Genomic DNA, 26674 nt, shown 5'->3' with positions numbered 1-26674 from the left:
ATTGTACTGTTTAACTAGCCTCGAAAACCTAAAAAGCTGTTCAAAAGTTATACAAATATCGGTATGATCTCGCTCCCTTAGCAGATAAGGGTGTTTTTGTTCGTTCGGCGTTGATAGCCCCATTTTTAAATTAGAGATTGTTAACTTATGCGTTATCCAGAAGATTATTCAGTTATTGTGATTGGCGGAGGCCATGCTGGCACAGAGGCTGCTTTGGCCTCAGCTCGTATGGGTGCGAAAACCTTATTACTAACGCATAACATTGAAACATTAGGGCAAATGTCCTGCAATCCGGCGATTGGCGGTATTGGCAAAGGCCATCTGGTCAAAGAAATAGATGCCCTCGGCGGCGCCATGGCGCAAGCGATTGATCGTGCTGGAATTCAATTCAGGACGTTAAATGCCAGCAAAGGTCCGGCAGTTCGCGCCACTCGAGCACAGGCTGATCGTGCGTTATATAAAGGGGCTATTCGTGAAATATTGGAAAATCAGCCAAACCTGACCATTTTTCAGAATGCTGTCATTGATCTGATTGTTGAGCAGGATAAGGTGCGAGGGGTTAAAACCCAAATGGGCCTGGATTTCTATGCTCCGGCAGTGGTTCTAACGGTTGGTACTTTCCTTGGTGGTTTGATTCATATTGGGATGCAGAACCATTCCGGTGGCCGTGCTGGCGATCCGCCTTCTATAGCTTTAGCTGAGCGCTTGCGTGAACTACCATTCCGTGTGGACCGACTGAAAACAGGTACTCCGCCGAGAATAGATGCTAAGAGTGTGGATTTTTCGGTAATGGAAGAGCAACCAGGTGATAATCCTGTACCCACCTTTTCATTTATGGGAACAGCTGATCAGCATCCAAAGCAAGTTTCTTGTTGGATCACCCATACCAACGAAGCCACGCATGAGATTATTCGGGGTGGGCTTGATCGATCGCCAATGTATTCTGGTGTGATTGAGGGCGTTGGTCCGCGCTATTGCCCTTCTATCGAAGATAAGATCATGCGCTTCAGCGACAAAAACAGTCATCAGATCTTCGTTGAGCCCGAGGGGTTAAATAGTCATGAACTATACCCAAACGGCATTTCAACAAGTCTGTCTTTTGATGTGCAAATGAATCTGGTGCGCTCGATAAAAGGTTTTGAAAATGCCCATATTACGCGTCCGGGCTATGCCATCGAATATGATTATTTCGACCCGCGCGATTTAAAAGCATCACTGGAAACTAAGTATATAGGCGGTTTGTTCTTTGCTGGCCAAATCAATGGCACCACAGGCTATGAAGAAGCAGGTGCCCAAGGTTTGATCGCTGGTATGAACGCAGCCTTACAAGTACAGGACAAAGAGGCTTGGTCGCCGCGTCGTGATGAGGCCTATATTGGTGTTTTAATTGACGATCTGATCACTCAAGGTACGCAAGAACCTTATCGTATGTTCACCTCGAGAGCTGAATACCGCTTGATTCTGCGAGAAGACAACGCGGATTTACGTTTAACCGAAAAAGGCCGCCAGTTAGGACTGGTGAATGATGTTCGTTGGCAGGCTTTTAGCGATAAAAAAGAGGCTATTGAGCGTGAAACAAGCCGTATCAAGAGTTTGGTGGTGCAACCAGACAGTGCTGCAGGTCAGCAACTAAACCAACAACTCGAGAAACCATTAAGTCGTGCCTATAAAGGTGAAGAGTTATTGCGCCGCCCTGATATCACTTATGCAGGATTAACGGCCTTGCCCGGAATGGCGGCTGAATCTGTCCCAAGCAAGGTTGCTGAGCAAGTTGAAATACAAATTAAATACTCGGGCTATATTGATCGTCAAAAAGACGAAATCGAGCGTAGCCTACGTAATGAGAATACAGCGCTGCCAAAGGATCTGGACTATAGCCAGGTTAAAGGGCTTTCTAATGAAGTGGTGCAGAAGCTGATGAATATCAAACCTGAAACCATCGGCCAGGCTGGTCGTGTGTCAGGAGTGACCCCGGCAGCTATCTCGTTATTGTTAGTGCACTTAAAGAAACGGCAGCATCTAAAATCTGCATAAATAGTTGTTTGTAAGAGGCTATTAGATTTAGGTTTGCCAGTGCCTGGCTTGTTGTTAAAAATTATCCTTTAAGAAGAAACTGTTTGTGAATCCAGAACTATTAAAATTACAAAAGGTCTTTAATCAAAAATGCCATAAAGCGGGTATTGATTTATCAGATGAAGATAGTGGGCGCTTACTTAACTATCTTTCTTTATTACTGAAATGGAACAAAGCCTTTAACCTGACAGCTATCACCAAGCCTGAAGAGGCGTTGGATTTACACTTGCTGGATTCGGTTGCGGTATCGCCAGCAATTCAAGATTACCGTTCTTTGCTTGATGTGGGCACTGGCGGTGGTTTGCCCGGAATTCCGCTGGCAATCTTAAACCCTGATAAAGAGTTCACACTGCTTGATACTAATAGTAAAAAGACTCGTTTTCTAAAACAGGTGGTCTATGAGCTGGGACTGGATAATGTGACAGTGATAAATCAGCGAGTGCAAGACTTTGAGAATCAATCAGGGTATGCTTGCATTCTTTCGCGGGCGTTTGCCAGCCTGTCTGATATGGTGCTTTGGACTAAGCATTTACTTGCAGAAGATGGACATTGGTTAGCGATGAAAGGCCAATATCCTCATCAGGAATTGGATGAGTTACCAAAAACAGTGGAGCTTGTTAAAGCGCACGAAGTTAAGCTACCTGGTGTTAATGCAAGTCGTTGGTTTATCTATTTAAAACAGAAGCAGTGAATGAAGCTGCAAATAATAGAATAAGAGGTGAAGCGTGGCGCATGTAATTGCCATAACGAATCAAAAAGGCGGTGTGGGTAAAACAACCACCAGCGTAAACCTTGCTGCATCCTTGGCCGAGGAAGGCAAGCGAGTATTGCTGATTGATATGGATCCGCAAGGAAATGCGACCATGGGCTCTGGTGTGGAAAAGGGCGACCTGGAACTATCGGTTTATGATTCACTGATGGAGCCAAATGAAGCCAAAAGCCATATTGTTGTTTCCGAGGCTGGTAATTTTGATGTGTTACCAGCTAATGCAGACCTGACAGCGGCCGAGGTACATCTGCTAAAACTGGATGACAAAGAAAAGCGTCTGCGCCAGGTAATCTTACAAATTAATCGCTACTATGATTATGTGTTAATTGACTGCCCTCCTTCTTTAAATATGCTGACGCTAAACTCTTTGGTGGCAGCCGATTCTGTAATAATTCCAATGCAATGTGAGTATTATGCTTTGGAAGGTTTGTCAGCCTTATTGAACACGATTGGACAGGTTCAGGATCACATTAACCCTAATTTAGAAATCGAGGGTATATTGAGAACCATGTATGACCCGCGAAACCGTTTATCGCTGGAAGTGTCGCGACAGTTGTTTAATCATTTTGCTGACAAAGTTTACCGTACCGTGATTCCCCGTAATGTGCGGCTAGCTGAAGCCCCCAGTTTTGGCGTGCCAGTAATGTATCACGACCGAGGTTCAAGCGGTTCAAAGGCCTATTTAGCGTTAGCGGGTGAAATTATTCGCCGCAATAAAGCCCAGGCGCTTTAGCTTGTATGATTCAATAAGAATACCGAGTGGTAGAGGATAAGAATGAGTAAGCGAGGATTAGGTAAAGGGTTAGATGCTCTGCTCGGCGGAGCAATGAGCAAACCTCAAGCTAAGAAAACAGGTGATGGTTCAGCTAACGAAGCTTCGGAAGCTGAGCGACATTTAAGAGAAATGCCCATCGAGTTTTTACAGCCGGGCCAATATCAACCTCGTCGTGTAATGACCGAAGAAGGGTTAGATGAACTGGCTGACTCGATAAGAGCTCAAGGTATGATCCAGCCCATCGTTATTCGCTCGGTGGGAAAAGACAAATATGAAATTATTGCCGGTGAGCGTCGCTGGCGTGCGGCACAAAGAGCGGGTCTGCATGAAGTACCGGTAATTATCAAAGAAGTGCCGGATGAAGCAGCCATCGCCATGTCCTTGATTGAGAATATTCAGCGTGAAGATCTCAATGCCATGGAAGAAGCTTACGCACTGCACCGCTTGATGGAGGAGTTTGACTTAACCCATCAACAAACTGCTGATGCAGTGGGAAAAAGCCGTACCACAGTCACCAATCTATTGCGTTTAATGCAATTAAGCGAACACTGTAAGACGTTGTTAGAGCGCGGAGATCTGGAAATGGGTCATGCACGAGCGCTCCTGTCGCTAGAGCCAGCCAAGCAGACTGAAGCGGCCAAAACCGTAGTTGCCAAAGCTATGACCGTGCGCGACACTGAAAAGTTAGTGCGCAATATCAATGAGCCGAAGAAAAAGGCCAAGCCTGCTGAGAAAGATCATCATATCAAGTCACTGGAGCAACAGCTGTCAGATAAAATTGGCGCTAGCGTAGCCATTAATCATGGCAATAAAGGCAAAGGAAGTTTGGTTATCAACTATCACAGCCTGGATGAACTGGATGGAATACTACAACATCTGGGTATCAAGGAAGACTAGAACACAAGTTATAGGGTCATTAGTTATCCTTATGGATAAGCCGGTGAATGGCCTTTAATTTTTGTGTTTTTTCGAGGTGGTTTGGTTGATTAAAGGGCACTAAATCTTTATACTTGCCGCCCGAATATGTGGTGAGCCTATGCTTTGATGCATAGGGAAGGCAGCTCCTTATGAGTGAATCATTAGCGAAGAAAGGTCGAAAGCAGGCCTATAAAGTGGTTCTACTCCAATTAGGTATTAGCGTAATTTTGGCATTGATAGGCTTGTTCATATCAATGAAGGTGAGTATGTCATTAGGTATCGGAAGCTTGATAGCCGTTGTCATACATTTTGTTTTCGCCACTATAGTATTCAGAAAGTCAGGGGCTCAAGCAGCACAAGAAATTCAGAAAGCATTTATGTACGGCGAGAGCTTGAAAATCTTACTCGCTATTGGCTTGCTGGCTTTTGCGTTGACAGTATTACCGGTGCACCCAGCAACACTGATAATAGGTTATTTTATTATCATAGTTTCGCAGTGGTTTGCACCCTTAATCGTTAAATCGTCTTAATTAAGACACGTTGATAAGAGAGAAGGCTTCAGAATGGCTTCATCAGAAAATCCAACAAGTGTTGAATATATCAGGCACCATCTGCAGAACGCACAAGTGTGTAAAACGGACGAGGGCTGGGTATGGAATCATTGTCAAGATGCAGGGTTCTGGACCTTTAACATCGATAGTTTATTCTTCTCCTTTATTTTGGGTGCGCTGTTCTGTTTCTCGTTCTGGCGCGTCGCTAAAAATGCCAAAATAGAAAAACCACGCCGCTGGCAGTCGTTCGTAGAAATGATTGTTGAGTTTGTTGATAAAAGCGTTAAAGATACCTTCCATGGTCGCAACCCAATGATTGCGCCGCTCGCCCTAACCATATTCGTCTGGATTTTCTTAATGAACCTGATGGATTTGGTTCCTGTGGATTTATTACCATGGGCGGCAAGTCAAGCGGGTGCAGATTATCTTAAAGTAGTGCCTACTACGGATGCCAATATCACCTTTAGCTTATCTTTGGGTGTGTTTATTCTGATTATTTTCTACAGCATTAAAGTAAAAGGCATTGGCGGCTTTATTGGTGAGCTGACCTTACATCCTTTTTCAAGTAAGAATAAATTTGTTCAAGTGTTGCTAATTCCAGTGAACTTCCTGATGGAGTCAATTGGTTTGTTAGCAAAACCAGTTTCGTTAGCACTGCGTTTGTTCGGTAACCTTTATGCCGGTGAGCTGATCTTTATCCTGATTGCAGTATTAATGAGCGCGGGCATTGGCGGCATAGTTGGTGGTGGTATTTCATACATGGTATGGGCAATTTTCCATATTCTGGTTATCACACTACAAGCCTTCATTTTCATGATGTTAACCATTGTTTATTTAAGCATGGCTCATGAAGATCACTAGTACGCCAAAGGCATGTCGCTAAATTAAAGAGTTTGTTTTTTAGGTTTTACTTTTAGTTTTAACATTTAACTTTATTTCTCGATTGGAGGAAACAATGGAAACTTTGTTCGCGTTTACAGCATTAGGTGTGTTGTTAATTTTAGGTCTTGGTGCTTTGGGTACTGCGATTGGCTTTGGTCTTTTGGGTGGTAAATTCCTGGAAGCTTCTGCTCGTCAACCAGAATTAGCTCCAATGTTGCAAACTAAAATGTTCCTAGTTGCGGGTCTTCTTGATGCGGTAACCATGATCGGTATTGGTATCGGTATGTGGTTCACATTCGCAAGCCCATATGCAACTCAATTAGCCAAAATTTTAGGAATTGAACTTTAATCTTTGGCTAACCAATAACCTGAGGGGGAATAGACGTGAATATCAACGCTACCCTATTGATTAACATGATTTTCTTTGTCGGCTTTGTGTGGTTCTGCATGAAGTTTGTATGGCCTCCGTTGATGAAGGTCATCAAAGAACGTCAAGACAAAATTGCTGAAGGTCTGGCTGCTTCTGAAAGAAGTCAAAAAGATCTAGAGCTGGCTCAAGAAAAAGCCGCAGAAATGCTGCGCGAAGCTAAGCAACAATCTGCAGAGATTGTTGATTCAGCCAAGAAACGCCATGCTGAAATTGTTGATTCTGCTAAAGACGATGCTCGTTCTGAAGCTGACAAAATTAAAAGTGGCGCTATGGCCGAGATTGAGCAAGAAGTTAACCGTGCTCGAGAACAGCTTCGTTCGAAAGTGGCTACCCTGGCTGTAGCTGGTGCCGAGAAAGTAATTGAGCGAAATATCGATGCAGCTGCGAACAATGATTTGTTCGACAAGCTGGTAAAAGAGTTATAAGGGTTAACTATGGCTGAGCTGACTACTATTGCAAGACCATACGCAAAAGCAGCATTCGAATATGCTCTTGGCGCTCAGGATGTATCTGAGTGGGCAAGCATGTTAGATTTTGTCGCTCAAGCCGTTAGCAACGACGACGTGGCCACCATTATCAGTAACCCTTCCCTTTCTGCTGAGCAAAAAGGTGAAGTGCTTTTGAAAATAAGTGAAGGTCAGATAACTGATAAAGTTGAAAACTTTATTAAGTTGCTTGCAAGAAACCATCGTTTACAGGCTTTGCCAGCTATAAAAGGCCGTTTTGAAGTATTAAAGGCGGACTATGACAAAGCTGTTGATGTAGAAGTTATTTCTGCAACAGCGCTAAACGATGAGCAATTGCAACGTTTAACTGAAAAGTTAACGGCAAAACTTGGTCGTAAAGTTAATATTCAAACACAGGTAGATTCGTCCATGATTGGTGGTCTTGTTATTAAGGCTGGCGATATGGTAATTGACGGATCCGTACGCGGTAAGCTCAACAAGCTTTCCGAAACGCTAAGAGCTTAGTGAGGAAGAAGCATGAGTGTGCAACTGAATCCATCAGAAATTAGCGAGCTAATTAAAAAGCGAATCGATTCTTTTGAAGTCGTGAGCGAAGCTCGCAATGAAGGTACTATCGTCAGTGTGTCTGACGGTATTTTACGTATTCACGGCCTAACAGACGTTATGGCTGGTGAAATGATTGAATTACCCGGCGGTAAGTACGGTATGGCCTTAAACCTCGAGCGCGACTCTGTCGGTGCTGTTGTTCTTGGTGACTATACTGATATCGTTGAAGGTATGACGGCTAAATGTACTGGCCGTATTTTGGAAGTGCCAGTCGGCCGAGGTCTTTTAGGCCGCGTGGTTGACGCTCTTGGTAACCCAATTGATGGCAAAGGTCCAATTGAAAATGACGGCTTCTCACCAGTTGAGAAAATTGCACCTGGTGTAATTGAACGTAAATCAGTTGATCAGCCTGTACAAACCGGTATTAAATCAATTGATGCCATGATCCCAGTTGGTCGTGGACAGCGTGAGTTGATTATTGGTGACCGTCAAACTGGTAAAACTGCGATTGCAGTAGATGCCATTATTAACCAGAAAGGCACAGGCGTTGTCTGTGTTTATGTAGCTGTTGGTCAAAAAGCATCAACTGTTGCTGGCATTGTTCGTAAATTGGAAGAGCACGGCGCGATGGCTCACACCATCATTGTTGCTGCAACGGCTTCTGATGCGGCGGCATTGCAATTTATTGCTCCATTCGCTGGCTGTACCATGGGTGAGTACTTCCGTGATCGCGGCGAAGATGGCTTGATCGTTTATGATGACTTAACCAAGCAAGCTTGGGCTTACCGTCAAATCTCGTTGTTGCTACGTCGTCCCCCAGGTCGTGAAGCATATCCTGGTGACGTATTCTACTTACACTCTCGTCTTCTTGAGCGTGCATCGCGTATTAACGCTGAACATGTTGAAAAGATTACCAACGGTGAAGTAAAAGGCAAAACAGGTTCATTGACCGCATTGCCGATCATTGAAACTCAAGCCGGTGACGTTTCTGCTTTCGTACCAACTAACGTAATCTCGATTACGGACGGTCAGATCTTCTTGGAAACTGACTTGTTCAACGCAGGTATTCGTCCAGCGGTTAACGCCGGTCTGTCGGTATCTCGTGTAGGTGGTGCAGCACAGACTAAAATCATCAAAAAGCTTGGTGGTGGTGTTCGTCTTGCATTGGCTCAGTATCGTGAACTTGCAGCGTTCGCTCAGTTCGCTTCGGATCTTGATGATGCGACTCGAGCTCAGTTAGAACACGGTCAACGTGTTACTGAACTGATGAAACAGCACCAGTATGCGCCACTTTCGGTAGCAGAAATGGCGGTTTCATTGTACTCAGCTGAGAAAGGTCATTTGAAAGACGTTGAAATCAGCAAGATCGGCGACTTCGAATCTGCTCTACTCGATTACTTCAAGAATCAACATGCTGACTTGTTGAAAGAAATCAATGAAAAATGTGATTATAACGACGAAGTAGCAGAGAAACTTGAAGCAGCGGTAACCAAATTTAAGGCTACCCAAACTTGGTAAATAACAATGGGGTGCTTAGCACCCTTTTGTGTATTACCAATTAATTAGATTAAGACTGGAAATATACTATGTCAGGCGCTAAAGAGATTCGTACCAAAATAGGGTCGATTAAAAATACGCAAAAAATTACTTCAGCAATGGAAATGGTTGCTGCCAGTAAAATGCGTAAAGCGCAAGATCGTATGGCGGCTTCTCGTCCTTATGCCGAGAAAATTCGCAACGTGATCAAGCACATTGCACAAGGTACTCCAGAATACCGACATGCTTATGTTTCTGAGCGAGACGTTAAGCGTGTTGGTTATATTGTCGTATCCACAGACCGTGGTTTATGTGGTGGTTTGAATATCAACTTATTCAAGGCAGCACTAAACGATATGAAAACCTGGTCGGAACAGGATATCGAAATTGACTTGTGCCTAATCGGCAACAAAGCGACTTCATTCTTCCGTAAGTTCGGCGGCTCTGTGGTTGCTAAGACTTCGAACTTAGGTGATACACCTGAAATTGAAGATCTGATTGGTTCAGTTAAAGTTATGCTAAAAGCCTACGATGAAAAGCGCATCGATCGTTTATTCGTAGTGACCAATGAGTTTGTTAACTCAATGACTCAAAGCCCTGAAGTTGAGCAATTACTGCCACTTCCGGCTGGTGAGGACGATGAGCTTAAGCATCATTGGGATTATTTGTATGAGCCAGAAGCTAAACCCTTGCTAGATAAATTGATGGTTCGCTTTATCGAATCACAAGTTTATCAAGCAGTGGTTGAAAATATCGCATGTGAACAAGCGGCACGAATGGTTGCGATGAAAGCAGCTTCCGATAACGCTGGTGATCTTATTGACGATCTTGAATTGGTATATAACAAAGCTCGTCAGGCTGCGATTACTCAGGAGCTTTCTGAGATTTGTGCAGGTGCGGCTGCGGTATAACGCAATAATTTATTGAAAAGTTTTTAAAGCTTAAGATTGAGGAAATCAATATGGGCACAGGTAAGATTGTAGAAATTATCGGCGCGGTTATCGACGTTGAGTTCCCGCGTGATAGCGTACCAAAGGTGTACGACGCATTGTTCGTTAAAGCAACTGAACTGACTTTAGAAGTTCAGCAGCAGTTAGGTGATGGTGTGGTTCGTTGTATTGCTATGGGTGCATCTGACGGTTTACGTCGTGGCTTAGAAGCAACCAATACTGGCGCGCCAATTCAGGTACCTGTGGGTAAAGAAACCCTTGGTCGTATCATGGATGTGCTAGGTGAACCTATCGATCAGAAAGGTCCAATCGGTGAAAAAGAGCGTATGTCAATTCACCGTAAAGCACCTAAGCTAGAAGAGTTAGCGCCAGCAAACGAATTGCTAGAAACGGGTATTAAAGTTATCGACTTGGTTTGCCCATTCGCTAAAGGTGGTAAAGTTGGTCTATTCGGTGGTGCCGGTGTTGGTAAAACGGTAAATATGATGGAGCTTATTCGTAACATCGCGATTGAGCACTCAGGTTACTCTGTATTTGCCGGTGTTGGTGAGCGTACTCGTGAGGGTAACGATTTCTACCACGAAATGACTGATTCAAACGTTATCGACAAAGTATCATTGGTATATGGTCAGATGAACGAACCACCAGGTAACCGTCTACGTGTTGCATTAACTGGTTTGACAATGGCTGAAAAATTCCGTGACGAAGGTCGTGACGTACTATTATTCATCGATAACATCTACCGTTATACGCTAGCGGGTACTGAGGTATCTGCATTGCTAGGTCGTATGCCTTCTGCGGTAGGTTATCAGCCAACCCTTGCTGAAGAGATGGGTGTTCTTCAGGAACGTATTACCTCAACAAAAACTGGTTCGATTACATCGATTCAGGCGGTATACGTACCTGCGGATGATTTGACTGACCCTTCTCCTGCTACAACCTTTGCTCACTTGGATGCGACAGTTGTATTGTCTCGTCAGATTGCTGAGCTTGGTATTTACCCTGCGGTTGATCCACTAGATTCAACCTCACGTCAGCTAGATCCATTAGTGATCGGCAGCGAGCATTATGACGTAGCTCGTGGTGTGCAAGGTGTATTGCAGCGTTATAAAGAATTGAAGGATATTATTGCGATTTTGGGTATGGATGAGCTATCTGAAGAAGATAAGCAAACCGTTGCTCGTGCTCGTAAAATCCAGCGTTTCTTGTCGCAACCATTCTTCGTAGCAGAAGTATTTACTGGTGCTCCTGGTAAATATGTATCGCTAAAAGACACGATTGCTGGCTTTAAAGGTATTTTGAACGGTGAATATGATCACTTACCTGAGCAAGCATTTTACATGGTCGGTTCAATCGAAGAAGCGGTTGAAAAGGCGAAAAACATTTAATCCAGCCCTAAAATTAGGGGGACCTAATGGCAATGACAGTACATTTGGATATCGTTAGCGCCGAAGAGTCAATCTTCTCGGGTAAAGTCGAGCGATTGATTGCAAACGGTGACTTGGGTGAGCTTGGTGTTGAACCAGGCCACGCCCCTTTGCTAACGTCCCTGAACCCAGGGCCAATCAAGGTCACGTTACCGGGTGGCGAAGAAGAGTTCTTCTTTGTTTCTGGTGGTATGCTTGAAGTTCTACCGCATGTTGTGACGGTACTTGCGGATACCGCAGTACGTGCAGAAGATGTGGATGAAGCAAAAGCTCTGGAAGCGGAAAAAATGGCTCGCGAAGCACTTCAGGATCAAAGCTCAGAGATTGAATACTCTAAAGCTGCAGCTGAATTAGCCGAAGCAGTTGCTCAATTAAGAACCTTAAGAGCCATCAGAAAGAAATCTGGCAAGTAAATCTTGATTGTAGTTCCGAATTAAAAGGTGGCTTAGGCCACCTTTTTTATTGTCTTCAAAAAGTTTGGGTTATGAGACTTTGATTAGATCCTGTAAAAAAAGCTGGCAACTAGGATTAAAAAATAAAGAAAAGTGGTAAAATGCGCGCTTATTTAGGAATTGTGAATAAATTATGGCTTTAAGTGTAGTGATTCTCGCTGCGGGTAAAGGAACCCGCATGCAATCGAATATGCCCAAAGTCCTGCACAAAATTGCAGGTAAAAGCATGCTGCAACACGTCATTGATGCAGCTAGACAGCTTGAGCCCGAGCAGATTATCGTGGTTGCTGGGCATGAGATTGAACAGGTCAAAAGCAGTGTCAAACAGCAAGATATAATAATAGCTGAGCAACTGGAGCAACTTGGTACTGGCCATGCCGTCGATCAAGCCCTACCCTTGGTTAATTCCGACAATCAGATTTTAGTACTGTATGGCGATGTGCCGCTTATTCAGAAAGAAACATTAAAGCAGTTGGTTGATGCTCAACCGCAGCAAGGGATTGGGTTGCTAACGGTAAAATTGAAAGACCCTTCAGGCTACGGACGTATTGTTAGAAATGCTGAGGGAAGGATAGAGGCTATCGTTGAGCAAAAAGATGCGACTATGGAGCAGCTAGCTATCAACGAAGTGAATACCGGTATTATGGCGGTTGCAGCAACTAGCCTGTCTAAGTGGTTAGCTCAGATTGATAATAATAATGCTCAAGGAGAGTATTATCTGACGGACACTATTGCGATGGCTTCAGAAGAAGGTGGCGTAAGAGCTTGTCATCCAGATTCTGCGATTGAAGTAGAAGGTGTTAACAGTCGAATACAACTTGCGCAATTAGAGCGCGCTTATCAAAAACATCAGGCTGAAAGGTTAATGAACGAAGGAGTCACATTAATTGATCCTGCCCGATTAGATGTACGAGGTACTTTAAGTTGTGCCACAGATGTGACCATTGATGTCAATGTGATTACAGAAGGCGATGTGACCATTGGTCGAGGTACCTTAATCGGTGCCAATAGTATTATTATTAATTCGAAGATTGGCCCCAACTGCGTGATAAAACCGAATAGTATTATTGAAGGAGCAGTAGTTGAGGCTGAGTGCTCAGTGGGACCTTTCGCAAGAATCAGGCCTGGTACGGAATTAAAGCAAGGAGCCTTTATTGGCAATTTCGTAGAAACCAAAAATACAAAACTTGGGCAAGGCAGCAAAGCCAGCCATTTAAGCTACATTGGTGATGCAGAAGTAGGTCAAGGAGTGAATATTGGCGCAGGAGTCATTACTTGTAATTATGACGGCGCTAATAAACATCTGACTATTATAGAGGATCAGGCCTTTATTGGCTCAGATTCACAGTTAGTAGCACCGGTGACTATTGGTAAAGGAGCAACCATAGGGGCTGGTACCACAGTCACAAAAAATGTTAATGCAGGTGAACTTTGCATCAGCCGCGTTGCCCAAAAGCAAATCGAAGGCTGGCAAAGGCCAGTAAAAAAACAAGCAAAGAATAATGACGAGGATAATAAGTAAATGTGTGGCATTGTTGGAGCGATCGCGCAAAGAGATGTTAGCCAAATTTTAGTAGAAGGCTTGAAGCGACTCGAATATAGAGGCTATGACTCGGCGGGTCTGGCTATATATAATAATAATCAAATCCAGCGTTTGCGCCGATTAGGCAAGGTCTCGGAGTTAGATCAGGCTCTTCAAGAAAACCCGCTGCCAGGTGGGCTAGGTATTGCTCATACTCGTTGGGCGACTCATGGTGAACCCAGTGAACGTAATGCTCACCCTCATATGTCTGAAGACAATATCGCATTGGTCCATAATGGAATTATCGAAAATCATGATGACTTACGCGATGAGTTAAAAAAGAAAGGCTATGTTTTTAGTTCGGATACTGACACCGAGGTCATGGCTCATTGCCTGCATGAAGAATTAAAAACCAGTGCGTCATTGCTGGAAGCATTACAAAAAACCACAAAAAAATTGCATGGCGCCTATGGTACTGTCGCAATTGATACCAATGAACCGGATAAGATGGTTGTGGCACGCTCAGGAAGCCCATTAGTTATTGGGAAAGGAATTGGCGAATATTTTGTTGCATCGGATCAGCTTGCCCTACTTCCTGTAACTAGAGATTTCATTTACCTTGAAGAAGGTGAAGTTGCTGAAGTTCGTCGTGACGGAGTTACCATTCTGGATAGTAACGGTAACGAAGTACAACGCGAATTTGAAAAGTCAGATATTCAACATGATGCAGTGGATAAAGGCCGTTTTCGGCATTTTATGCTGAAAGAAATCTTTGAGCAGCCACAAGTGGTCAACGACACCCTTGAGGGTCGTTTAGTCAATCATAAAATTATCATTGAAACTCTTGGTGCAAATGCCAGCAAGGTGTTTGCTGAAACTAAAGCGATTCAAATTATAGCGTGTGGCACCAGTTATCATGCAGCGCTGGTGGCCAAGTACTGGGTTGAGGAATATCTAGGGATTCCTTGTCTGGTAGAAATTGCCAGCGAGTATCGCTATCGGGAAACAGCGATACTGCCAAACAGTTTATTTGTAACCATCTCCCAATCAGGAGAAACTGCAGACACGCTGGCGGCTTTAAAAAAAGCAAAGCAGCAAGGTTATCTTGGCACCTTAACGGTTTGTAACTCCCCTTCCTCATCAATGGTTCGTGAGTCTGACTTTACACTGTTAACACGTGCCGGAGCTGAAATTGGTGTAGCCTCAACCAAAGCGTTTACCGCTCAGCTAGTATCATTAATGCTGTTGATGGTAACTATTGGTAAAGCGCAAGGCATGGATGAAGCAAAAGAAAAAGCTATTGCTGAAGCATTGGAGCACCTTCCTAATGAAATTCAGGCAGCCCTGGATCAAGCGGCTGCGATTGAAGATTTATCGGAAGCTTTCGCGGAAAAGCACCATACCCTGTTTTTAGGCCGAGGACAGCAATACCCTATTGCTATGGAAGCCGCGTTAAAATTGAAAGAAATATCCTATATCCATGCAGAAGCGTATGCCGCAGGTGAGTTAAAGCATGGCCCCTTGGCGTTAATCGACAAGGAAATGCCCATCGTAGTAGTAGCACCAAAAGATAATTTGTTGGAAAAACTGAAGTCAAACATAGAAGAGGTTCGCTCTCGAGGTGGTCAGCTCTTTGTTTTTGCCGACGAGTCAGCTAAGATTCAGAGTTCAGATGGTATAACCGTCTTTCCGATAAAGAGTCAATATACAATTACTGCTCCTATGGTTTATACCATACCAATGCAGTTGTTATCTTATTATGTAGCTGTTATTAAAGGTACAGATGTCGATCAGCCAAGAAATTTGGCAAAATCTGTAACCGTAGAATAAACGGAGAAATTGATGAAATTAAAAGTATTGTTCAGTGTAGCTTTGGCTTTATTAGCATTAACCCAGGTGGCATGCGCAGAAAATGGTAGTGCCAGCCAGGCAAAAGAAGGTAAAGATTATTCTGTGATCGCGGGCGCTAAAGGCGTCAACAAGCCCGAAGTTATGGAGTTTTTCTCCTACACTTGCCCTCACTGCTATAGTATTGAAGGATTCTTACACAAGTGGGAGCCAACTAAGCCAGCGGAAGTTAAGTTTAAGCAGGTTCCAGTATTTTTACCGCAAGTAGCTCATTTGACTTATGGCTACTATACAGCAGAGGTCCTGGGTGTATTGGATAAAGTGCATCCGGCGATTTTCAACCAATGGCATGCGCAGAAAAAAATCGTTAAATCTAAAGAAGATTTAATACCAATTTTTGCTGCAGCTGGAGTGTCCAAAGAAGAGTTTGAAAAAGCTTACTCGTCATTTGCTGTTGAAAATAAAGTTCAGCATGCTAAAAAATTAGCCCGTGAGTTTAAGGTCATGAGCTTTCCAATGTTTGTGGTTAACCAAAAGTATAAAGTTGAAAGTTACGAAAAATTGGATTATATGCTGAGTAAGTTCCCAATCGAAAAAGCACAGTAATCAATATTCGAGTTATAATAAATGCCGGTTCAGCCGGCATTTTTTTATAGGCAGTAAATAACATGGCAAAAGGTAAAGCAGTAACATCCAGTCCAACCAAGGTCTTTTTTATACGAGCAATGATTCGACTATTTTCGATCATGCCGAGATTTATTGGCCGTTGGGTGGGACGACTATTTGCCCAAGTTAGCCGCTGGACGACAAGCCGCGCTTATACGACCAGCAAAACCAATATAGGGGTTTGCTTACCGGAGTTAACCGAGCAGCAACAGCAAGCCATCGTACATGAAAGCCTGACTCATACAGGGCGACTATTTTCTGAAGCAGCTAAGGTATGGTGTAAAGAAAATAATGAAGCCTGGATTGCTAATATTTATGGTGAAGATCAGCTCAAGGAAACACTGAGTCAGGGTAAGGGAGTATTGATTACCGGAGCTCATATTGGCAATTGGGAAGTTGCGCTTTATTACCTCGGCAGCCGTTATAAATTTCATTGTATGTACCGCCCTCCTCGTCAGTTAGAGATGGATGAGGTGATCTGTAAGGGACGCTGTAAAAACTCTACAACCATGGTGGCGGGTAATAGTCGTGGCGTGATGTGTCTGATTGAATCGCTAAAAGCAGGCGATGTGGCGGCCATACTCAGTGATCAGGAGCCGGGGCGTAGAGCGGGTGTCTTTGTGCCCTTCTTCGGAAAGCAAGCATTGACCATGACTTTGGTACAAAAGGTGCAACAAAAAAGTGACGCCGAAGTGTATCAAATAGCCGCAATAAGAAACCAACAGGGTAGCTTCGATATTTACCTTGAGCCATTAAATATGGACTCGGGTATGGATGAATTGGAGTATTCAACCAAGATTAACCAATATTTAGAGCAGACGATTCGTCGTTTCCCGGAACAATATCAATGGTCTTATAAACGTTTTAAAACTACTGAAGATGGATCGAAAAATATTTATCGAAAATAGCCATTAAAAGATGAATCTAACGACGCCAGAAATAAGGTGTAAACAGTACCAGTAAAGTAAAGATTTCAAGACGTCCAAGTAGCATTGCAAAACTTAACACGTATTTTGCCAAATCACTCAGGCCACTATAATTAACCGCAACATCACCTAAACCTGGACCAAGGTTGTTCATACAGGCCGCTACCGCGGAAAATGCGGTAATTTGGTCAAGCCCATCAGCCAGTAGAATCAACATAAGAATAACGAATAGAACCACATAGGTCGCGAAAAATCCCCATACCGCTTGAACAACCCGATCATTGACTGAGCTTTTGCCGAGTTTAATCAGAAAGACTCCATTGGGATGAATCAGTCGCTTAATCTCACGCATGCCTTGTTTGAATAATAGCAGTACACGAATGACCTTCATGCCGCCACCGGTTGAGCCTGCACTTGCGCCAATAAAGCTGGAAAAAATTAATAGTACAGGTAGCAAGGTTGGCCAGGCAGCAAAGTCTGCGCTGGCAAATCCAGAAGTAGTGGCAATAGATACAGAGTGGAAAATACTTTTAACTAGCGCATCGGTGAATTCATATTTCTGGTAATAAAGTAGCACTGATATGCAACACAGGATAACAACACACAAGATGCCAAAAAAAGCTTTAAACTCAGGGTCTTTTAGGTAAGGACGAATGGTAAGTGTGCGTACTGAAATAAAGTGTAAGGCGAAATTTATACCTGCAACAAACATGAAAAAAGCACAAATGAGCTCAATGGCGTGGCTATCAAAATAACCAATGCTGGCGTCATGGGTTGAAAAACCGCCGATGGCCACCGTAGAAAAACTATGAGCAATAGCGTCAAAGGCGGTCATCCCTGCTATCCAATAAGCTAAAGCACAGGCAATAGTAATGCCCAGGTAGATATACCAGAGCGCCTTGGCGGTTCCTGCAATGCGTGGCGTGAGCTTGTTGTCTTTCATTGGGCCAGGCATCTCAGCACGGTATAATTGCATACCACCGATACCAAGCAGTGGCAAAATGGCTACTGCCAAGACGATGATCCCCATACCTCCCAACCACTGTAATTGCTGGCGATAGAATAAAACAGAATGAGGGAGTGAATCCAAGCCACTGATAACAGTGGCACCGGTTGTTGTTAAGCCGGAAAAGGATTCAAAAATAGCATCTGCAATACTAACTTGCAGAGGTTGGGCTAAGATAAAGGGCACTGCGCCAAAGGTACTAAGAACTGTCCAGAAAAGAACAACGATTAAAAAGCCATCGCGAATTTTAAGTTCGGCGCGGGCTTTTCGTTTAGGCCAGAATAATATAAGTCCGGTGAAAAGTGACAACAAAAAGGTACTGATAAAAGCACTGCCACCACCATCTTCATAGATAATCGATACCACCGCCGGGGGTAACATGGTAATACTAAAAATCATCAGGAGGATGCCAAGAATACGGATGATTGTTGAATATTGCATGCTGCCTGATCCGACTAAAAGTAAGTAACGTTGACTTGGAACAAGCGCTCAACATCATGAATATAAGCTTTATCAACCATGAAAAGGATAACATGATCGTTTTCGCGAATAATAATGTTGTCGTGGGCAATTAGAACCTGGTCATCGCGTACGATGGCCCCGATAGAGGTGCCGGGAGGTAGTGGGAGTTCACTGATGGTTCGACCGACCACAAGAGAGCTCTGTTCGTTGCCTTTGGCGACTGCTTCTATAGCTTCAGCTGCTCCGCGGCGTAATGAGTAGACGTTGGAAACCAGACCGCGGCGAATGTGTTTTAAAAGGCTGCCGATGGTGACCTGTTGTGGCGATATGGCGATATCGATTTGATGGCCCTGAATCAGGTCAACGTAAGCGGTGCGGTTAATAAGGACCATGGTTTTGCGGACACCTAATTTCTTGGCAAGCAGCGCAGACATGATATTAGCTTCATCATCATTGGTGACTGAGATAAAGAGATCAAAGTCACTAATATTTTCATCTTTAAGCATGTCCTCATCAGATACATCACCCTGTAACACCAGCGTATTGTTCAAGACATCAGCCAGCTCTTGAGCTCGCTCAGGACTGCGCTCGATAATTTTAACTTGCATCTTGTTTTCCAATGCTTTGGCCAGGCCTTCACCGATATGGCCACCACCAGCAATCATGACCCGGCTGTAGTTTTTTTCCAGCCGCTGCAACTCACTCATTACTGAGCGAATGTGTTTTTTGGCAGCCAGGAAAAAAACTTCATCGTCAGCTTCAATGATAGTATGACCGGTTGGAACAATCGGTGCGCCGCGCCTGAAAATTGCGGCTACACGAGTATCAACATTCGGCAAGTGGTGTTTCAGTTCTGATAAAGCATTGCCGACCAGCGGGCCACCATAATAGGCACGAACCGCTACAAGGCGAACCTTGCCTTCGGCAAAGTCGAGTACCTGGAAAGCGCCAGGATTTTCAATCAGACGGGTAATGTATTGCGTGACCAGTTTTTCGGGGCTAATAACGACATCTACAGGGATATGATTATCTTTAAATATGATGTCTTTGCTGTGGTAATTAGGTGAGCGAATACGAGCGATTTTGGTGGGGGTTTGATAAAGGCTGTGCGCAATCTGGCAAGCAACCATGTTAACTTCGTCGCTGTTGGTTACAGCAACCAACATATCGGCATCTTCGATACCGGCATTATAAAGTACATCCGGATAGGCGCCATGACCGACAATGGTTCGAAGATCGAGATGATCCTGGATATCACGCAAACGCTTACTATCAGTGTCGATCAGCGTGATGTCGTTATCCTCGCCTTCAAGGTTAAGCGCTAACGTTGTGCCAACCTGACCGGCTCCGAGAATGATGATTTTCATAACGACAATTAAGATCCTTGCCTTATTATTCGCTTAACTTTGCCTATGCTAACGCTATAAGCATCTGATCTAAAGGGTTTTTGTTCAATTAATGCCTTTTTCTAACAGCGCATAATAAAAGCCGTCCATCGATAATTGGCCGGGAATCAGCTGACAACCGGTTGTACAGTGCGACAAGCTTTGAAGCTCATCACCGAGCGGCATCAGTTTGGCATCGTTTTGACGGGCCAGGAACTGAGTGATTTGCTGCTCATTTTCTTGTGGCAGTATGGAGCAGGTGGCATAGAGTAACCGACCCCCAGGCTTAAGTTTGCCCCATAAATGTTTGAGTATCTGTTGCTGCAGTTGAACCAGTTGATCGATGTCGCTGGCTTGGCGCAATAATTTGATATCAGGATGACGACGAATGACACCGGTTGCACTACAGGGTGCGTCCAGCAAAATGGCATCGAAGTGGTTATCAGGATAATTGCTGTTAGTTAAATCCTGGCAGTCGACTTTGGCAGATAAGTCCAAGCGTAGCAGATTTTCTGAAATACGCTGGCAGCGCTCATGATCGATATCACAGGCAGTAAGCTCGATGGATTCGCATAATTCTAATAAGTGGCAGCTTTTACCGCCCGGCGCAGCGCAGGCGTCTAAAACCTGTTGATTGGGCTTGGGGGCTAAAATACCTGCCGCTAGCTGTGCCGCGGCATCCTGAACCGACGCATAGCCATCGGCGAAGTGAGGCAACTGTTCAACATTGACGGCTTGCTCTAATACTAAAGCGCTGGTCGCAACCGAGTGTGGGCTAGCCGCTATTCCTTGCTCAAGAAGACGTTCCAAATACTGATCACGGCCGATTTTTTGGCGGTTGACGCGTAATGTCATAGGTGCCTGCTGGTTGATTGCCTCCATCAGTGCTTCCATTTGCCCCTTGTAATAAGGTTTAAGCAACGAAATTAACCAGTCAGGCATGGCAAAACGGCTATCCCAATTTGCGTCGACTTTTTCAAGTAATTCTGCTTTTTGACGCACAAAGTTGCGTAACACTCCATTGACTAGTTTGGTAGCCCAGGTTTTATCCAGCTGCTGGCACACAGAAACGGTTTCAGAGATGGCTGCATGATCGGGCACCCGGCTGTAATGCAACTGGTACAGACCGATAATAATCAGGCATAACAAATCGCGATCTTTTGGTTTAAGTGGCTTTTGCAGTAGCTGATTGGCAATAGCCTCCAGGCGAATAAAATAGCGGCAACTACCTAACACTAAAGCTCGAAACAAACTATTGTCAGAGCTTTGTTCAAATTGAACTACACTAAGAACATCGTTGGCCGATCGACCATTGAAGGCAATGGCAACTAATGCCTGACAGGCCTGTTGGCGAAGCTGGTGGTTAGCTGCTTTGTTGTGAGGAGTTGATTGCACGATGTTTCCTAAAAATGTTTCCCTGAAAGAGATATTGCCAAGACCAGGATTGGAGTTGGGATATATTACAGACTAGCAAACTGGCGGCCGGGTGCAAATAATTGCTGATTTTTTGGGGCATTGAGCAGGTCTTTGGCTGTCATAGCGCGCGAGCCGGGAAGCTGTAACTCGGTTAATAACAGTGAATCTTGACCGCAAGCCACCAAAATACCGTTACCATCAGTCTTTAAAATAGTGCCTGGCTTTGAATTAGAGGGGTTATGTTGGACTGTCGCTTGCCAAATTCTGACTGTATTCTCATCAATAAGACTATAAGCTACGGGCCAGCTGTTAAAAGCACGGATTGTGCGTACTAGTTCTTGCGCACTTTGCTGCCAGTCCAGTTGAGCTTCTGCCTTGCAGAGTTTGTGTGCATAGGTGGCTTGGCTATCATCTTGCGGGGTGGGGCTCAGCTGATTATCAGCAAGTTTATCCAGAGCTTCGACCAACAGTTGCGCACCCTGCTCTGCTAATTTGTCATGCAGACTGGAGCCAGTGTCCTGCTCGGTTATGGGTAAAGAAGCTGTTAATAACATTGGGCCAGTATCCAGGCCAGCCTCCATTTGCATGATAGTGACCCCACTTTCGGCGTCGCCGGCTTGAATAGCTCTTTGGATAGGGGCTGCACCACGCCAACGCGGCAGTAAGGAAGCGTGGACATTAATACAGCCCAACCTGGGGATATCAAGAACCGATTGTGGCAATAATAATCCATAGGCAACTACTATCATAACGTCGGCTTGATAACTGGCGAGTTGGTTTAATGACTCTTCGGTTTTGAAATTAACCGGTTGCTCAACCGCGATATCATGTTGCAATGCCAATTCTTTAACCGGGCTCATGGAGATTTTTTTGCCACGCCCTGCTTTGCGATCGGGTTGTGTATAAACGGCGGCTACCTGATGGTGGCTGCTTAAAACAGCAGCTAAAGAGCTGGCTGCGAAGTCTGGTGTACCGGCGAATATGACTTTAAGAGAATTTGGCATGTAAGTGCTTACTTTTGTTGTTTTTGCTGTTTTTCAAGCATTTTACGAATACGGTTGCGCTTTAATGGCGAAAGGTAGTCAACGAAAAGCTTGCCCTCTATGTGATCGTTTTCGTGTTGTATACAAACCGCTAATAAATCGCCAGTATCCATTTCAAAAGGATTGCCATGACGATCCAGAGCTTTAACGACTATCTCATTGGCACGTTGCACCTTGGCGTAAACTCCAGGGAAAGACAAGCAGCCTTCCTCCATTTCTTCCACGCCGCGCTTTTCAATGATTTCAGGATTGATGAAGACTAATGGCTCACTCTTATCTTCTGAAACATCAATGACAAAAAACTGCTTATGCAGGTTAACCTGAGTAGCCGCCAGGCCAATGCCGGGGGCAGCGTACATGGTTTCAAACATATTATCGATTTGCTGTTGTAGCTCATCGCCAAAATCGGTAACCGGCTGCGCTTTAGTGCGTAACCGAGGGTCTGGGAACTCTAAAATCTCTAAAATAGCCATGGATCGTACTAATTTGTGTCATCAGGGAAACCGATCATAATAAATAACGACGGCAAAGACCATTTTAAAGAGTAAATCAATGTGATAGCGCTTAAAATTATGATTAGACTGTGATTAAGTTGTAGTAATATGATAAGAAATGTTGATAAGATGATGATCCTTTTAGACTTTGACCTTGCTAACTAAGGCCTTCAGGCTGATTGTCAGGTCGGGTTTTGGCTATTTCCTATTGCTTTTTTTCGAGGTATAGTAAGCGCAATAGGATCCGATATCAGTTAATTAGAAAGGAAAGCCATGAAAAAATTAATAATTGCTTTGACTGCCTCGGTAGCGGTCTTATTTGGGGGCATCGCGCAAACTGCCGAATTGCGTGACAATCATCCAGATACTTATGTGGTCCAGAAGGGTGATACCTTATGGGATATTTCTGCGACTTTCCTGACCGATCCCTGGTTATGGCCAGAAATCTGGCACGTTAATCCTAATATTGAAAATCCTCATTTAATTTATCCTGGTGATATTTTAAAGCTGGTTTATATTGATGGTAAGCCTTATATCGTCAAGGCTAGCGACGGAACGATAAAGTTACGTCCTGAGGCGCGCGTCCTTTCTGAGGGCGAAGCAATCTCGACAATCCCACTAAGCATGATTAAGCCCTATCTAATTGATGAAATGGTGGTGGATCCCTCGGTATTCGATACAGCTCCCTATGTTGTTGACTTAGAAGAGCAGCGACTGATCAGTGGTGGTTTTGGTGATCGAGTGTATGTTCGAGGTATGGACTCTGGCGCAGGCAGTGCTTACGGGATTTACCGTAAAGGTAAAGAGTATCGTGATCCTGTAACGGATGAGTTGTTGGGTGTTGAGGCCCGATACTTGGCGAATGGTAACATTAGCCGTGAGGGTGATCCGTCAACCTTAACCATCAAAAAGTCGAAGTTAGAAGTGCATAAAGGCGATGTTGTTTTACCTCGTAACGAGAATCCTTTACCACCCGTATATGCGCCTCGCGCCCCTGAGACTGATATCAAAGCACAGATTATTTCAGTTTATGACGGTGTGACCCAAATTGGTCAATACAATGTGGTTACTTTAAATAAAGGTACGCGTGACGGTTTGGAAGCAGGCCATGTGCTCAGTGTTTATCAACGTGGCAAGAAAATTCACGATGAAGTTGCTGCTAAACGTGGTGGCGAAGCTGAAGTGACATTACCCGAAGAGCATGCAGGCACCCTGATGGTATTTAAAACTTACGACAAGGTTAGTCTCGCATTAATTATGAATGCGACACGTCCTATACATCTGTTTGATGTTGCAAGAAATCCTGAATAATTTTAACTGCAAAGAATTTATAGAGATCTAATCACCAAGGAAGGTGCTTAACATTATGGAAAAACTCGAATTGCGCCACTGGTTGGCGCTTTCTCATATTAATATCGGTGCCAATAAACTTATAGCGTTTTTAGAGGCTGGTAATTCTCTTGCCCGCTTATTTGAGCTATCTGAACAAGCATTACAGGAAGAGGGCTTTCGTGCTGGCCTGGCAAAAAAACTGGCTTCGGTAAATGATGACATAATCGATCAAGATCTGAAGTGGTTCGACACAGAACACAAACACCTGATTCCTATCACTAGCCGTGACTACCCTGCTCTACTTAGAGAAATTCCAGATCCGCCAAAGCTATTATTTGTGCATGGTGATAAAAGTTTGTTGAATCGTCACCAGATAGCGATTGTTGGCAGTAGAAACCCAACAGCACAGGGTAAGGATAATACACGAGAGTTTGCAAAAACTTTAGCCGGTGCTGGTGCAGTGGTCACTAGCGGCATGGCGCTGGGGGTAGATGGTATTGCTCATCAGGCGGCTTTAGATGCGGGTCAGCCGACTATTGCGGTGGTCGGAACGGGGCTTGATAGGGTCTATCCTGCGCGACATAAAGAGATGGCTGTTCAGATTAGTGAGCAAGGAGCCTTGGTTTCAGAGTTTGCCTTAGGTACGCCGGTTAACGCCAGCAATTTCCCGGTTCGTAATAGAATTATATGTGGCATGAGTTTAGGCACATTGGTGGTTGAGGCTGCAATACGAAGCGGATCATTAATCACTGCGCGATTGGCCATGGAGCAAGGTCGTGAAGTGTTTGCCATACCTGGCTCAATTCATAACACCCTAGCTCGCGGTTGTCATAGCATTATCAAACAGGGTGCAAAACTGGTTGAAACTGCTGAAGAAATTATCGAAGAACTGGGGGCTTTGGCAGCCTGGCAAACGGAGCATAATGAGCAAAACGAGGCGCAAGACCTTGTTCTAGAAAAGGAATATCAGGAAGTTCTGGAGTATGTGGATGATAGCACTACAAGTGTGGATACTATTATTCAGCGCAGCGGCCTTGAAATAGAGGTAGTCAGCCATATGTTATTGTTGTTAGAATTAAATGACTACATAGCAAGTGTGCCCGGTGGTTATCAGCGCGTCCGTTAAGCACCTGTACAGCGACTGTGTAGTATATCTAGCTTTACTCTTGCTTTTTAACCTGGCTTTGCCAGTAACCACAGAAGAGAGCTAAATGAAAGAAGACGTACTCGATGTACTACTCTATATCTTTGAAAACTTCCAAGACGAAGAAAGCAATCATATTCTCGCTAATGATTCACTAGTTGAGGCTCTTGAAGACGTTGGTTTTACCGACGGCGAAATTAAAGGGGCTATAGACTGGCTTGATGGTTTGGTTGAAATAACGTCTGAATCCAGCAATGCTGAAGATTTAGTGACTGATTCCATGCGCGTCTTTTCTCCGCAGGAACAGTTATTAATGTCAGCAGAAGCCCAAGGCATGATCTTATACTTTGAACAGCGTGGGATTTTAGATCCACAGGCTCGTGAAATGGTGATAGATCGTATGTTGGCACTGGGTCCGCAAGAAGACGTTGAGACCGAACTGGATCGTCTGCGCTGGGTGGTGATGATGGTGCTGTTTAATTTGCAGGACCGAGATGCCGAGTTTGCTTGGGTAGAAAATCTGGAAAGTAGATCTGAGCCTCATTAATTAGTCTTGAGCACAAGACTAATTTGAGCCTCGGGCTACGCCACAAGCGGCAATAAGCCGTACCAGATCCTTAAGGCAGCAGATGCTGCCGTAAATCCTTCTTAGTTAAAAAATAATAGTCAATAGTACTATTAAGATTCTCACTATCAATGTAACTAAGCCTGTTTTACCCAATCTTTACAGCTTGGTGAGTCGCTTCAAGGCAAAAATTTCGTACAATAACGCCATCCCTGACAACTAAAAAAACCATGATGTCATTGTCGATAGGCCCAATCAGTTTACCCTTTGATCGCTTTTTAATAGTGATCTGTCTGGCAATTGCTTTTATCGTCGGTGCTTTTGCAGCGAAAAAAGAGAAAACATCGGTTGATGCTCGTATTGCAGCAATATTCGTCATAGCAATGATAGCGTCTCGCATTAGCTTTGTGATCCAGTATTGGCAAGAGTACCAAGGCAACTTTAGGGCAATGATGGATATTCGCGATGGTGGCTTTGATGGCCTGACTGCTATACTTATGGGGCTGATTGCGTTTATGGGTTTTGCCTGGAAGCAAAGTAAAGGGCGTAAAGCTTTGGTCAAAGGTGTGACGGCTGGCGCGATGGTTTGGGGTTTAACCACTGTGAGCTTATGGGTAATCAAAGATACCTCTCAGCAGTTACCGCAAATTATGGTCAAACAGATGAATGGCGATACGATTGACCTGAATCAGGTAGAACAGGGTAAGCCTCGAGTGATAAACCTATGGGCAACCTGGTGCCCGCCCTGTCGTCGCGAAATGCCCGTTTTAGAAGAGGCTCAGCAAACAATGGATGGGATTGGTTTTGTGTTTGTCAATCAGGGTGAGCACTCAGCGGTAATTGAGCAATATTTACAACAGGAAACCTTACAGCTGAATAATGTCATGGCTGACACAACCGGAAGTCTGGGTTATCAGGTTGGTAGCAGAGCTTTACCGACCACTCTCTTCCTCGATGCTCAAGGTCAGTTAGTGGATGCACATTTGGGTGAGCTATCAAAGGCCAGTTTAAAAGCTAAACTGGAGAAATTGATCGATAAAGAGCAACAAAGCGTTAATTAAATGCTTAACAAGGCAAGATCGTCGTATC

The 26674-nt window shown here is 44.3% G+C and carries 26 protein-coding genes; 21 read left to right on the top strand and 5 right to left on the bottom strand.

The genetic code is table 11. The features are described from left to right. Window positions 1-147: 147 nt before the first annotated feature. From mnmG to ACYTXU_RS12190, 17 genes are all read left to right on the top strand, one after another. Window positions 148-2034, top strand: a complete 1887-nt coding sequence (gene mnmG, locus ACYTXU_RS12270) for a tRNA uridine-5-carboxymethylaminomethyl(34) synthesis enzyme MnmG (RefSeq protein WP_462207072.1) — start codon at window positions 148-150, stop codon at window positions 2032-2034. Window positions 2035-2119: 85 nt separating this feature from the next. Continuing rightward, window positions 2120-2764 carry a 16S rRNA (guanine(527)-N(7))-methyltransferase RsmG gene (gene rsmG, locus ACYTXU_RS12265; RefSeq protein ID WP_462207071.1) on the top strand — a complete coding sequence of 215 codons (645 nt, stop codon included), beginning with the start codon at window positions 2120-2122 and terminating at the stop codon, window positions 2762-2764. A gap of 34 nt (window positions 2765-2798) precedes the next feature. Next, window positions 2799-3575, top strand: coding sequence for a ParA family protein (locus tag ACYTXU_RS12260; protein WP_462207070.1), 777 nt, complete (start codon window positions 2799-2801; stop codon window positions 3573-3575). A gap of 36 nt (window positions 3576-3611) precedes the next feature. Beyond that, complete coding sequence (locus ACYTXU_RS12255; protein ID WP_462209424.1) at window positions 3612-4514, top strand: ParB/RepB/Spo0J family partition protein; 903 nt, start codon at window positions 3612-3614, stop codon at window positions 4512-4514. Window positions 4515-4684: 170 nt separating this feature from the next. Beyond that, entirely contained in the window at window positions 4685-5065 is a 381-nt protein-coding gene (locus tag ACYTXU_RS12250) for an ATP synthase subunit I (RefSeq protein ID WP_462207069.1), read from the top strand. Window positions 5066-5098: 33 nt separating this feature from the next. Continuing rightward, window positions 5099-5947 (top strand): F0F1 ATP synthase subunit A, encoded by an 849-nt coding sequence (gene atpB / locus ACYTXU_RS12245; protein ID WP_462207068.1) that lies wholly within the window; start codon window positions 5099-5101, stop codon window positions 5945-5947. A gap of 94 nt (window positions 5948-6041) precedes the next feature. Then, window positions 6042-6317, top strand: a complete 276-nt coding sequence (gene atpE, locus ACYTXU_RS12240; protein ID WP_462207067.1) for a F0F1 ATP synthase subunit C — start codon at window positions 6042-6044, stop codon at window positions 6315-6317. 35 nt (window positions 6318-6352) lie between these two features. Continuing rightward, the gene (locus tag ACYTXU_RS12235; protein ID WP_462207066.1) at window positions 6353-6823 is read left to right on the top strand and encodes a F0F1 ATP synthase subunit B; all 471 of its coding nucleotides are present in this window, start codon (window positions 6353-6355) and stop codon (window positions 6821-6823) included. Between the two features lie 9 nt (window positions 6824-6832). After that, window positions 6833-7369 (top strand): F0F1 ATP synthase subunit delta, encoded by a 537-nt coding sequence (locus tag ACYTXU_RS12230; RefSeq protein WP_015781644.1) that lies wholly within the window; start codon window positions 6833-6835, stop codon window positions 7367-7369. A 12-nt stretch (window positions 7370-7381) separates the two neighbouring features. Further along, window positions 7382-8929 (top strand): F0F1 ATP synthase subunit alpha, encoded by a 1548-nt coding sequence (atpA, locus tag ACYTXU_RS12225; RefSeq protein ID WP_462207065.1) that lies wholly within the window; start codon window positions 7382-7384, stop codon window positions 8927-8929. 68 nt (window positions 8930-8997) lie between these two features. Continuing rightward, a complete protein-coding gene (gene atpG, locus ACYTXU_RS12220; RefSeq protein ID WP_015781642.1) occupies window positions 8998-9858 on the top strand; it encodes a F0F1 ATP synthase subunit gamma in 861 nt (286 codons plus the stop codon). Window positions 9859-9908: 50 nt separating this feature from the next. Then, window positions 9909-11285 carry a F0F1 ATP synthase subunit beta gene (gene atpD / locus ACYTXU_RS12215; RefSeq protein ID WP_462207064.1) on the top strand — a complete coding sequence of 459 codons (1377 nt, stop codon included), beginning with the start codon at window positions 9909-9911 and terminating at the stop codon, window positions 11283-11285. A gap of 26 nt (window positions 11286-11311) precedes the next feature. Beyond that, window positions 11312-11737, top strand: a complete 426-nt coding sequence (locus ACYTXU_RS12210) for a F0F1 ATP synthase subunit epsilon (RefSeq protein ID WP_462207063.1) — start codon at window positions 11312-11314, stop codon at window positions 11735-11737. A 172-nt stretch (window positions 11738-11909) separates the two neighbouring features. Further along, window positions 11910-13298 carry a bifunctional UDP-N-acetylglucosamine diphosphorylase/glucosamine-1-phosphate N-acetyltransferase GlmU gene (gene glmU, locus ACYTXU_RS12205; protein ID WP_462207062.1) on the top strand — a complete coding sequence of 463 codons (1389 nt, stop codon included), beginning with the start codon at window positions 11910-11912 and terminating at the stop codon, window positions 13296-13298. Beyond that, entirely contained in the window at window positions 13299-15128 is a 1830-nt protein-coding gene (glmS, locus tag ACYTXU_RS12200) for a glutamine--fructose-6-phosphate transaminase (isomerizing) (protein ID WP_462207061.1), read from the top strand. It begins immediately after the preceding gene. 12 nt (window positions 15129-15140) lie between these two features. Further along, window positions 15141-15752, top strand: coding sequence for a thiol:disulfide interchange protein DsbA/DsbL (locus ACYTXU_RS12195; RefSeq protein ID WP_462207060.1), 612 nt, complete (start codon window positions 15141-15143; stop codon window positions 15750-15752). A 62-nt stretch (window positions 15753-15814) separates the two neighbouring features. Then, window positions 15815-16720: a lysophospholipid acyltransferase family protein gene (locus ACYTXU_RS12190; RefSeq protein WP_462207059.1), complete on the top strand. Its 906-nt coding sequence runs from the start codon at window positions 15815-15817 to the stop codon at window positions 16718-16720. A 16-nt stretch (window positions 16721-16736) separates the two neighbouring features. Here ACYTXU_RS12190 and ACYTXU_RS12185 read toward each other — a convergent pair whose 3' ends face one another. From ACYTXU_RS12185 to def, 5 genes are all read right to left on the bottom strand, one after another. After that, complete coding sequence (locus ACYTXU_RS12185) at window positions 16737-18185, bottom strand: TrkH family potassium uptake protein (protein WP_462207058.1); 1449 nt, start codon at window positions 18183-18185, stop codon at window positions 16737-16739. Between the two features lie 14 nt (window positions 18186-18199). Continuing rightward, entirely contained in the window at window positions 18200-19573 is a 1374-nt protein-coding gene (trkA, locus tag ACYTXU_RS12180; protein WP_462207057.1) for a Trk system potassium transporter TrkA, read from the bottom strand. Between the two features lie 84 nt (window positions 19574-19657). After that, on the bottom strand, window positions 19658-20986 hold the full coding sequence (gene rsmB / locus ACYTXU_RS12175) for a 16S rRNA (cytosine(967)-C(5))-methyltransferase RsmB (RefSeq protein WP_462207056.1): 1329 nt from the start codon (window positions 20984-20986) through the stop codon (window positions 19658-19660). A gap of 65 nt (window positions 20987-21051) precedes the next feature. Then, window positions 21052-22011, bottom strand: coding sequence for a methionyl-tRNA formyltransferase (fmt, locus tag ACYTXU_RS12170; protein WP_462207055.1), 960 nt, complete (start codon window positions 22009-22011; stop codon window positions 21052-21054). Window positions 22012-22019: 8 nt separating this feature from the next. Next, window positions 22020-22523 carry a peptide deformylase gene (gene def, locus ACYTXU_RS12165; protein ID WP_462207054.1) on the bottom strand — a complete coding sequence of 168 codons (504 nt, stop codon included), beginning with the start codon at window positions 22521-22523 and terminating at the stop codon, window positions 22020-22022. A gap of 294 nt (window positions 22524-22817) precedes the next feature. Between def and ACYTXU_RS12160 the strand changes: the two genes are divergently transcribed. The 4 genes from ACYTXU_RS12160 to ACYTXU_RS12145 all read left to right on the top strand — a co-directional run bounded on the left by ACYTXU_RS12160 (window position 22818) and on the right by ACYTXU_RS12145 (window position 26646). Beyond that, window positions 22818-23855 (top strand): LysM peptidoglycan-binding domain-containing protein, encoded by a 1038-nt coding sequence (locus ACYTXU_RS12160; protein ID WP_462207053.1) that lies wholly within the window; start codon window positions 22818-22820, stop codon window positions 23853-23855. Window positions 23856-23910: 55 nt separating this feature from the next. Then, on the top strand, window positions 23911-25002 hold the full coding sequence (gene dprA, locus ACYTXU_RS12155) for a DNA-processing protein DprA (RefSeq protein ID WP_462207052.1): 1092 nt from the start codon (window positions 23911-23913) through the stop codon (window positions 25000-25002). Window positions 25003-25087: 85 nt separating this feature from the next. Beyond that, on the top strand, window positions 25088-25567 hold the full coding sequence (locus ACYTXU_RS12150; RefSeq protein WP_417445585.1) for a Smg family protein: 480 nt from the start codon (window positions 25088-25090) through the stop codon (window positions 25565-25567). A 248-nt stretch (window positions 25568-25815) separates the two neighbouring features. Further along, window positions 25816-26646: a TlpA family protein disulfide reductase gene (locus tag ACYTXU_RS12145; protein ID WP_462207051.1), complete on the top strand. Its 831-nt coding sequence runs from the start codon at window positions 25816-25818 to the stop codon at window positions 26644-26646. Window positions 26647-26674: the final 28 nt, after the last annotated feature.

Source organism: Kangiella sp. M94 (assembly GCF_054926195.1).
Note: the sequence above shows the minus strand (reverse complement) of the source record. Positions and strands in the feature narration are given on the sequence as shown.

Bases quoted from the DNA above. Each gene is read 5' to 3' on its own strand.
- mnmG (WP_462207072.1), top strand. From the start codon at position 148: ATGCGTTATCCAGAAGATTATTCAGTTATTGTGATTGGCGGAGGCCAT.
- ACYTXU_RS12250 (WP_462207069.1), top strand. From the start codon at position 4,685: ATGAGTGAATCATTAGCGAAGAAAGGTCGAAAGCAGGCCTATAAAGTG.
- atpB (WP_462207068.1), top strand. From the start codon at position 5,099: ATGGCTTCATCAGAAAATCCAACAAGTGTTGAATATATCAGGCACCAT.
- atpE (WP_462207067.1), top strand. From the start codon at position 6,042: ATGGAAACTTTGTTCGCGTTTACAGCATTAGGTGTGTTGTTAATTTTA.
- ACYTXU_RS12230 (WP_015781644.1), top strand. From the start codon at position 6,833: ATGGCTGAGCTGACTACTATTGCAAGACCATACGCAAAAGCAGCATTC.
- atpA (WP_462207065.1), top strand. From the start codon at position 7,382: ATGAGTGTGCAACTGAATCCATCAGAAATTAGCGAGCTAATTAAAAAG.
- atpG (WP_015781642.1), top strand. From the start codon at position 8,998: ATGTCAGGCGCTAAAGAGATTCGTACCAAAATAGGGTCGATTAAAAAT.
- atpD (WP_462207064.1), top strand. From the start codon at position 9,909: ATGGGCACAGGTAAGATTGTAGAAATTATCGGCGCGGTTATCGACGTT.
- ACYTXU_RS12210 (WP_462207063.1), top strand. From the start codon at position 11,312: ATGGCAATGACAGTACATTTGGATATCGTTAGCGCCGAAGAGTCAATC.
- glmU (WP_462207062.1), top strand. From the start codon at position 11,910: ATGGCTTTAAGTGTAGTGATTCTCGCTGCGGGTAAAGGAACCCGCATG.
- glmS (WP_462207061.1), top strand. From the start codon at position 13,299: ATGTGTGGCATTGTTGGAGCGATCGCGCAAAGAGATGTTAGCCAAATT.
- ACYTXU_RS12195 (WP_462207060.1), top strand. From the start codon at position 15,141: ATGAAATTAAAAGTATTGTTCAGTGTAGCTTTGGCTTTATTAGCATTA.
- ACYTXU_RS12190 (WP_462207059.1), top strand. From the start codon at position 15,815: ATGGCAAAAGGTAAAGCAGTAACATCCAGTCCAACCAAGGTCTTTTTT.
- ACYTXU_RS12185 (WP_462207058.1), bottom strand. From the start codon at position 18,185: ATGCAATATTCAACAATCATCCGTATTCTTGGCATCCTCCTGATGATT.
- trkA (WP_462207057.1), bottom strand. From the start codon at position 19,573: ATGAAAATCATCATTCTCGGAGCCGGTCAGGTTGGCACAACGTTAGCG.
- fmt (WP_462207055.1), bottom strand. From the start codon at position 22,011: ATGCCAAATTCTCTTAAAGTCATATTCGCCGGTACACCAGACTTCGCA.
- def (WP_462207054.1), bottom strand. From the start codon at position 22,523: ATGGCTATTTTAGAGATTTTAGAGTTCCCAGACCCTCGGTTACGCACT.
- ACYTXU_RS12160 (WP_462207053.1), top strand. From the start codon at position 22,818: ATGAAAAAATTAATAATTGCTTTGACTGCCTCGGTAGCGGTCTTATTT.
- dprA (WP_462207052.1), top strand. From the start codon at position 23,911: ATGGAAAAACTCGAATTGCGCCACTGGTTGGCGCTTTCTCATATTAAT.
- ACYTXU_RS12150 (WP_417445585.1), top strand. From the start codon at position 25,088: ATGAAAGAAGACGTACTCGATGTACTACTCTATATCTTTGAAAACTTC.
- ACYTXU_RS12145 (WP_462207051.1), top strand. From the start codon at position 25,816: ATGATGTCATTGTCGATAGGCCCAATCAGTTTACCCTTTGATCGCTTT.